We start from the raw sequence: 7,680 nt of genomic DNA on the forward strand, positions 1-7,680 counted from the left end.
GGCGGGCGCCGCGGCGATGCGCCCCTTCGCGGGGACGCCATTGACCGGGGACCCGGGGCGATGCGGGGGGTTCCGCGGAGCGGGGGGACATTCCTATATCGAGTTGTACGTTGAGGAGTGTCCCGCCGAAAGGAAGAAATTGCGTCGAGCGGAATCGGCAGCGAGCGGGCGCAGGTCGCGAGCGTAGCGACGCGGAATCCCCCCGCGAGCCAGGGGCCCCGAGCTCTAGACCCCTCGGGAAAGGGGCGGCCGCGTCCCCCTATTTCCAGGGGGACTGGAGAGAGTGCTTCTTCATCTTGTAGGCGACCTGGCGGGGGGTCCAGCCGAGAATCTTCGACGCCCGCGCGATCACCCACCCCGTGGACTCGAGCGCTTTCCTCAGTTCCTCCGCCTCCATGGCGCGCAGGTGGTCCGCCCGGGGAAGCGGTCCGGGACGACCTTCGCCGGGACGCGGGGGCGCCGACGCGTCCGGGCCGCGCGGCGGAGGCTGCCCATCGGGTGTCGCCGGCAGCGCGGCCAGGCGGACCGTCCGCGGGAGATCCTGGGCTCCGACGATCGGAGCCTTCGCCATCACCACCGTGCGTTCCACCAGATTCTCCAGTTCCCGAACGTTTCCCGGCCACCGGTACTCGACCAGCAGGTCGAGCGCCTCGGGCGTGAAGGAGACCCCCTTGCCGTGCTCCTGGTTGAACCGCTCTAAAAAATGCTCGGTCAGGGGGATGATGTCCTCCCGCCGGTCCCGCAGCGGCGGCAGGTAGAGGGGGATCACGTTCAGCCGGTAGAAGAGGTCCTCCCGGAACCGCCCCTCCTCGACCAGCCTCTCGAGGTCCGCGTTCGTGGCGGCGATGATGCGGACGTCCACCGAGAGGGTCCGGTTCTCCCCGAGCCGCTCGAATTTCCGCTCCTGCAGGACGCGCAGCAGCTTTACCTGGGTGGAAAGGGGGATGTCGCCGACCTCGTCGAGGAAGATCGTCCCTCCGGAGGCCTGTTCGAACCGCCCTTTGCGCTCCTCGACCGCGCCGGTGAACGCCCCCCGCTTGTGCCCGAAGAGCTCGGATTCCAGCAGGGTTTCGGGCAGCGCCGCGCAGTTCACCGTGACGAACGGCCGGTCGGCCCGGGGACCCGCCGTGTGGATCGCCCGGGCGATCATCTCCTTGCCGGTCCCGCTCTCGCCGCGCAGCAGGACCGTCGCGCGGGAGGGAGCGACGCTCGTCACCTGGCCGAAGACCTCCTGCATCCGCTTGCTCTGGCCGACGATGTTCTCGATCCGGTAGGTCTTGCGGATCTTCTTCTCGAACTCCTGCCTCTGCCTCTGGAACTCCTCCTGCAGACGTTCGATCGCCGCGTGCAGCTTCAGCGCCTGTCCGATGAGGCACCCGATGACCGTCAGCGCCCGGGTATCCGCCTCCAGCGCCTGGGTGCCGGCCCGCCCGATCCTTTCCGCGGTCAGTACCCCGAGGATCTCCGTCCCGATCTTGATGGGCACGGCGATGTAGGAGAGCGGTTCCGCCGGCTCCTTCCCGTGGGCCCGGGTCTTGTCGAGGAACGACGGCTCCTTCCGCACGTCGGGGAGGGCGGTGGGGCCGCCGGACTTCATCGTCTTCCCGACGATCCCCTCCCCCCACACGTACCGCGCGCGGGAATGCTCCTCCGCCGTGTAGCCGCCGGATACTTCCATCCGGATCTCGCGTGTGGCGGAGTCGGGCAGATGGATCGCCGTCCGGTCGAAGCCGAGAAGGCTCTGGAGGGTGCGCAGGGAGGTCCCCAGGGCCCGGGGGAGATTCTGGGTGGACGTGAGGATCTTTCCCACCTCGTAGATGGCGGAGATCTCCGCCTTTTCGGTGGATCTGCGGGTTGCCACGCGTTGATTATAACGCGGCGCGACGGGGGAAACGAAAATAGTAAGGAATCCGGGCGCTCGGAGGTATAATGCGGCCAATCCTCTTCGGATGGGGGGGACAATCGGCGGGCCGGCCGTTCCCAGCGCCGCCCTTTCATCAACGGGGAGACCTTTCCGGAATGGGCAAGAAACAGTCGCGTTTCCTTCGGGGTCCGAGGATCCTCCCTCCCCCGATCACGAAGGGGATCGGGGCGGTGGATCTCCTCGAAAACCACTTCCTGGCCTACAACGCGGGCAGGCTGCGGGAAGGCGCGAGGCTGTTCGCGGAGAAGATGCTTACGCCCGACGTCACGGTCGGCCTGTCCCTTTCCGGGGCTCTGGTCCCCGCGGGCCTGGGGGTTTCCTGCGTCGTCCCGCTGATCCGGGCCGGGTTCGTGGACTGGATCGTCTCGACGGGGGCGAACCTCTACCACGACGTTCACTTCGGGCTCGGGATGAAGATGCATGCGGGGTCCCCGTTCCTGGACGACACGGTCCTCCACGAGGAAGGGGTCGTCCGGATCTACGACATCCTGTTCGCCTACGAGGTTCTCCTCGACACCGACGCCTTCTTCCGGCGGGTGCTCGAGGAGGAGGAGTTCCAGCGCGAGATGGGCACGGCGGAGTTCCATTACCGGATCGGGAGGTACGTCGCCGAGGGGGAGAAAAAGCTCGGGATCGGCGAGGTGAGCGTCCTCGCGGCGGCCTATCGATACGGGGTCCCGGTGTACACGTCCTCCCCGGGCGACTCCTCCATCGGCATGAACGTCGCCGCCATGCGGCTGTTCGGGAAGGGGACGAAGATCGACATCTCGGCGGACGTGAACGAGACCGCGGGGATCGTCTACGCCGCCAAGAAGGGGAAGGGAAAAAGCGCGGTCCTGATCTTCGGCGGCGGCTCCCCGAAGAACTTCATGCTCCAGACCGAGCCGCAGCTGCAGGAGGTGCTGGGGATCGCGGAGAAAGGGCACGACTACTTCCTGCAGGTGACCGACGCCCGGGCCGACACGGGAGGGCTCTCGGGGGCCACGCCCTCCGAGGCGGTCTCCTGGGGGAAGGTCGACCCGGAGCGGCTCCCCGACGCCGTCGTCTGCTATCTCGACTCCACGGTGGCGATGCCGCTGCTGACGGCGTACGCCCTGGATCGCGTGAAGAGGCGTCCGTTGAAGCGCCTCTACGACAGGCGGGCCGAGCTCCTGGAGGCCCTGGGAAGCGAGTTCCGCCGGAACTACATCGCCTGGAAAGCCGGGGGGAAGTGGCGTCCCGGCCGCTAGTGTACCGGTGACCTTCCCCCTTCCCTACGCCCCATCCGTCTCCCTAGTGCACCGTCTCGCAAATACCTTGGCATTCGAGCGCCGCTGCATCCGCTCCAGCTTCGTTGCGCTTCTTCACCATACTCAACGGTATGCCTCAGTCGCGCGTCTTGCTGGCGCGGCGCATCGACGCTCTCGGTGCGTCAAGCTATTTACGAGACGGTACACGAGAACCCTTCCCGCGCGCCGCGAGAGCCAGCAACAGCTTCCCCGCCGCGTACGCGTCGCCTTCCGCCCGGTGAAAGGCCGACCCGATCCCCAGCCGTCCGCAGATCGCGGAAAGCGAGTGGTCGCGGAAGAGGCGGGTGCGCCGGGCGAGCGCGAGCGTGTCGATGACCGGGTTCCCCGGCCACTCCCCGCCGGCGAGTCTCGCCTCCATGCGCAGGAACGACAGGTCGAACGGGGCGTTGTGGAAGACGAGCGTGTCCCCCTCCAGGAACGAGAGGATCCGGGGGAACAGGTCGGGAAACGCGGGCGCGCGGATCACCATGGCGTCCGTGATCCCGTTGACGGCGGACGCTCCCGGGGAGATCGGACGGAGGGGGTTCACGAAGGAGACGAAGGAGTCCACCACGGTGCCGCGAAGGAACCGAAGAAGCGCGATTTCGCAGACGCGGTGACCGTTCGCGGGGTCCAGCCCCGTGGTTTCCACGTCGACCGCCACGTAGGGCATCTCCGCGAGGGGTGTTCCGTCGAACCTCATGACTTCCATTATAATCCGCGGGCCCGCGCGCCTGGCCTCTTTGTCGCTCGCTCCCCGTTTGTGGTATAAGGGCAGCAAACCTCTTCCGGGGAGCACGAAGCGATGAAAAAATGGAAATGCGGCATATGCGGCTATATTCACCAGGGGGACGAGCCGCCCGACCCTTGTCCCATCTGCGGAGCCCCGAAGGAGAAGTTCATCGAGCTGAAATGAGCGCCGGGACGGGGAAGGTCGCGCTGGTCACCGGGGGAGCCCGGCGCATCGGCGCGGCGATCTCCCGCGCTCTCGCCCGCGATCGGTTCACCGTCGCGCTCACCTACCGCGCCTCGCGTATGGAGGCCCGTTCCCTCGCCCGGGAAATCGGCGGGAGGGCCTTCCCCCTCGACCTGCTGCGCCCGCAGCGGTTTTTCCGTCTCGTAGGTGCGGTCGAACGGGAGTTCGGCCGGCTGGACGTCCTCGTCCACAACGCCGCGGTCTTCCCGCGCACGCCGGCGGGCAAAGTCTCCGAACGGGAATGGGACGGGATCTTCGCGGTCAACCTGCGCGGGCCGTTTCTTCTCACCCAGGCGCTCCTCCCGCTCCTCCGGGCGAAGCCCGGCGGCGCCGTGATCTTCCTGGGGGACGCGGGCGCGGGGCACCTGTGGCCCGGCTACCTTCCTTACTGCTTCTCCAAACTCGCTCTCGCGCACCAGGCGGCCGCGTGGAAAAAGACCCTCGCCCCGCGGGTGCGGGTCGGGATCGTCACCCCGGGCTTCGCGCTCCCCCCCCCGGGGTTCCCGGAAAGCCAGTGGCGGCGCCTGCGCTCCCGCGGCGGCGTCCGCGGGCCGGACCATCCCGACAAGGTCGCCGCGGCGGTGTTGCGGTTCCTTCGTCGCGGGGGATATAATCCCCCCCGTTCCCGATAATCCAAAAAGGGGGGCCGCAATGGCCAGGTATCGATGCATCGTGTGCGCGTACGTGTACGATCCCGAAGTGGGCGACCCCGACAACGGCGTGGAGCCGGGGACCCCGTTCCTTCGCCTCCCGGACGACTGGGTCTGCCCCCTGTGCGGCGCCGGAAAGGACGAATTCGAGGAGATCCGGGAGTAAGGGAGGGGGGATAACCGGTTGCGGGCCATTCGACGGGAACGATATAATCCGTGCATTCCCCATCACCGGAAAGGAGCACCGCGATGGCCAAAAAGACCAAGTGGAGATGCATGGTGTGCGCGTACGTATACGATCCCGCCGTGGGCGATCCCGACAGCGGCGTGAAGCCGGGGACCCCGTTCTCGGCTCTCCCGGACGACTGGGTCTGCCCCCTGTGCGGCGTGGGGAAGGAAGAGTTCGAAGAAATCAAATAGCGGCAGGGAGGATCATTTTCATGGAACCGGTTTCTCTGGCACCGAACGTCCACTGGGTCGGGGCGAAGGACCCCGGCCTCACGGTCTTCGATATCGTCATCCCGACGGAGTTCGGGACCACCTACAACGCCTACCTGGTCCGGGGGACCGACAAGACGGCACTGATCGACTGCGTGAAGAAGGAGTTCGCGGAGGATCTCTTCCGGAACATCTCCCGTTTCCTGCCGGTGGAAAAGCTCGATACCGTGGTGATCAACCACTCCGAGCCGGACCATGCGGGGGCGCTCGTCGACCTCCTCAAGCGAAACCCCCGGGTGACGGTGTTCCTCTCCCGGTCGGCGAAGTCGTTCGTCGACCATCTCGTGAACGCGGAGTACTCGTTCCGGATCGTCAAGGACAACGAGGAGCTGCCCCTCGGCGGGAAGACGCTCCGGTTCCTCAACACTCCGTTCCTGCACTGGCCGGACACCATCCTCACGTATCTCGTCGAGGACAAGATTCTTTTCCCGTGCGATTTCCTCGGGGCGCACTACTGCAGCCCCGAGTTCTTCAACGACGAACTCCGCGAGCCGGAGAAGGTGCGCAAGGCGTTCGAGTTCTACTACGGCATGATCATGCGTCCCTACAAGGAACACGTGCTCAAGGCGTGCGAGAAGATCAAAGACCTGCCGATCGCGATGATTGCCCCGTCGCACGGTCCCATCCTGCGGAAGGATCCCCGATCCTACATCGCCCGGTACGAGGAGCGCGCCTCCGTCCTGTCGCGGGTGACGGAAAAGAAGGTGACCGTCGTCTACGCCTCGGCCTACGGGAACACCGCCGCCATGGCCGCCAGGGTGGCGCAGGGGGTGCGGTCGGCAGGAGTCAAGGCGACGCTGATCAACAGCGTCGAGGTTCCCATGAACGAGATCATCGACGAGATCGAGACGTCGGCGGGGTTCCTCATCGGGACGCCCACGCTCAACTCGAACGTCCCCCACCCGATCCTGCACCTGATCGCGAACCTCGTCGTGCTGAACGTCAAGGGGATGCCCGCGTCGGTGTTCGGGTCCTACGGATGGAGCGGCGAAGCGATCAAGACCGTTCAGGACATCCTGACCTCGATGCGCCTCAAGGTCGCTCCCGAGCCGATCCGGTTCCTGATGACCCCTTCCGAGGCGGATCTCGCGACGTGCGAGGAATTCGGAAAGAAGTTCGCCGGAATCGTTCAGTCCGGGTAGCGGCTCCCCCCGTCACTTTTTCGGGGGGATCCCCTCCCGGCGGATCTCCTTCTCGGCCTCTTTCCGGATTTTCTTTCCCTTTTCCGATGCCTCCCCGCGGATCATCGCCTTGCACTCCTCGCAGATCGAGCCCTCGAAGGCCTTTTCCTTCGCGCAGACCATGCAGCGCTTCGTTTTCTCTCCCATCGGCCCTCCCTGACGGCATGGCGAGACTTCCCCGATAACGTTATCATCGTACAGGGAAAGCGGGAGGCGAACCATCGCAATCGCAAGGAGGGGGCCATGGCCAGGAAACGGCTGGGAAAAATCCCGGAAAAGCCGCGGCGGGGGCTCGTCCTCGTCCTGACCGGCAACGGGAAGGGGAAGACGACCTCGTGCCTCGGCATGGGGGTGCGCGCCGTGGGGTACGGGATGCGCGTCGTGATGATCCAGTTCATCAAGGGGTCGCTGCATTACGGGGAACTCGACGGCGCGAAACGCCTCGCCCCCGAGTTCGTACTCTCCCCGATGGGGAAAGGGTTCGTGGGGATCCGGGGGGACACCCTGCCGTTTGCCGAGCATGTCGCGGCGGCGAAGAAGGCCCTCGCGACCGCCCGGAAGAAGATGCTGTCGGGGCGGGTCGACGTCGTCATCCTCGACGAGGTCAACGTCGCCCTTCACCTCAAGCTCCTCGAGCTGTCCGATGTCGTCTCCCTCATCCGGGAGAAGCCGCCGGCCGTCCACCTCATCCTGTCGGGGCGGAACGCCCACGAGGAGGTCATCCGCCTCGCCCACCTCGTGACCGAGATGAGGAACATCAAGCACCCCTACGAGCTCGGCATCGAGGCGGAGAAGGGGATCGACTATTGAGCCCGCGCTTCGTCGTCCACCGGCACGAGGCGACCCGCCTCCACTGGGACCTCCGCCTGGAGCGGGACGGGGTGCTGAAGAGCTGGGCGGTCCCGAAGGAGCCCCCGGTATCGCCGGGGAGGAAGCGTCTTGCCGTGGAGGTGGAGGATCACGAGATCGCGTACATCGATTTCGAGGGGGAGATCCCGGAAGGGGAGTACGGTGCGGGAGCCGTCTCGGTCTGGGACGGCGGAACCTACGATCTTCTCTCCGAGCATGACCGGAGGCTGAAGATCGAGTTCCATGGGAAGCGGCTCCGGGGCGAATACGTGCTCGTCCCGCTCGAGGGGAAGAACTGGCTGCTCTTCAAGACGCAGAAGAAAGGACGGTAAGG

The 7,680-nt window shown here is 66.2% G+C and carries 10 protein-coding genes; 7 read left to right on the forward strand and 3 right to left on the reverse strand.

The annotated features are described in order from the left end of the window. Nucleotides 1-259 precede the first annotated feature (259 nt). Nucleotides 260-1,861, reverse strand: a complete 1,602-nt coding sequence (nifA, locus tag VJ307_03745; GenBank protein ID HJX73247.1) for a nif-specific transcriptional activator NifA — start codon at nt 1,859-1,861, stop codon at nt 260-262. Between the two features lie 158 nt (nt 1,862-2,019). Between nifA and speY the strand changes: the two genes are divergently transcribed. After that, complete coding sequence (speY, locus tag VJ307_03750; protein HJX73248.1) at nt 2,020-3,153, forward strand: deoxyhypusine synthase; 1,134 nt, start codon at nt 2,020-2,022, stop codon at nt 3,151-3,153. Nucleotides 3,154-3,340: 187 nt separating this feature from the next. Here speY and VJ307_03755 read toward each other — a convergent pair whose 3' ends face one another. After that, complete coding sequence (locus VJ307_03755) at nt 3,341-3,904, reverse strand: 3'-5' exonuclease (GenBank protein HJX73249.1); 564 nt, start codon at nt 3,902-3,904, stop codon at nt 3,341-3,343. Nucleotides 3,905-4,104: 200 nt separating this feature from the next. Here VJ307_03755 and VJ307_03760 point away from each other — a divergent pair, with 200 nt between their 5' ends. The 4 genes from VJ307_03760 to VJ307_03775 all read left to right on the forward strand — a co-directional run bounded on the left by VJ307_03760 (nt 4,105) and on the right by VJ307_03775 (nt 6,458). Further along, the gene (locus tag VJ307_03760; GenBank protein HJX73250.1) at nt 4,105-4,800 is read left to right on the forward strand and encodes an SDR family NAD(P)-dependent oxidoreductase; all 696 of its coding nucleotides are present in this window, start codon (nt 4,105-4,107) and stop codon (nt 4,798-4,800) included. A 19-nt stretch (nt 4,801-4,819) separates the two neighbouring features. After that, on the forward strand, nt 4,820-4,984 hold the full coding sequence (locus tag VJ307_03765; protein HJX73251.1) for a rubredoxin: 165 nt from the start codon (nt 4,820-4,822) through the stop codon (nt 4,982-4,984). Nucleotides 4,985-5,067: 83 nt separating this feature from the next. After that, entirely contained in the window at nt 5,068-5,238 is a 171-nt protein-coding gene (locus VJ307_03770) for a rubredoxin (protein HJX73252.1), read from the forward strand. Nucleotides 5,239-5,258: 20 nt separating this feature from the next. After that, nucleotides 5,259-6,458 carry an FprA family A-type flavoprotein gene (locus VJ307_03775; protein HJX73253.1) on the forward strand — a complete coding sequence of 400 codons (1,200 nt, stop codon included), beginning with the start codon at nt 5,259-5,261 and terminating at the stop codon, nt 6,456-6,458. 12 nt (nt 6,459-6,470) lie between these two features. On the opposite strand, the gene VJ307_03780 is transcribed toward VJ307_03775, so the two are convergent. Then, nucleotides 6,471-6,644 (reverse strand): hypothetical protein, encoded by a 174-nt coding sequence (locus tag VJ307_03780; GenBank protein HJX73254.1) that lies wholly within the window; start codon nt 6,642-6,644, stop codon nt 6,471-6,473. 96 nt (nt 6,645-6,740) lie between these two features. On the opposite strand from VJ307_03780, the gene VJ307_03785 reads away from it, so the two are divergent. Continuing rightward, nucleotides 6,741-7,307, forward strand: coding sequence for a cob(I)yrinic acid a,c-diamide adenosyltransferase (locus VJ307_03785; protein HJX73255.1), 567 nt, complete (start codon nt 6,741-6,743; stop codon nt 7,305-7,307). Beyond that, nucleotides 7,304-7,678, forward strand: coding sequence for a DNA polymerase ligase N-terminal domain-containing protein (locus VJ307_03790; GenBank protein ID HJX73256.1), 375 nt, complete (start codon nt 7,304-7,306; stop codon nt 7,676-7,678). Before VJ307_03785 ends, VJ307_03790 begins: the two co-directional genes overlap by 4 nt. The last annotated feature ends 2 nt before the right edge of the window (nt 7,679-7,680 follow it).

It is taken from the genome of Candidatus Deferrimicrobiaceae bacterium, assembly GCA_035256765.1.
Taxonomy (GTDB): Bacteria; Desulfobacterota; Deferrimicrobia; order Deferrimicrobiales; family Deferrimicrobiaceae; genus CSP1-8.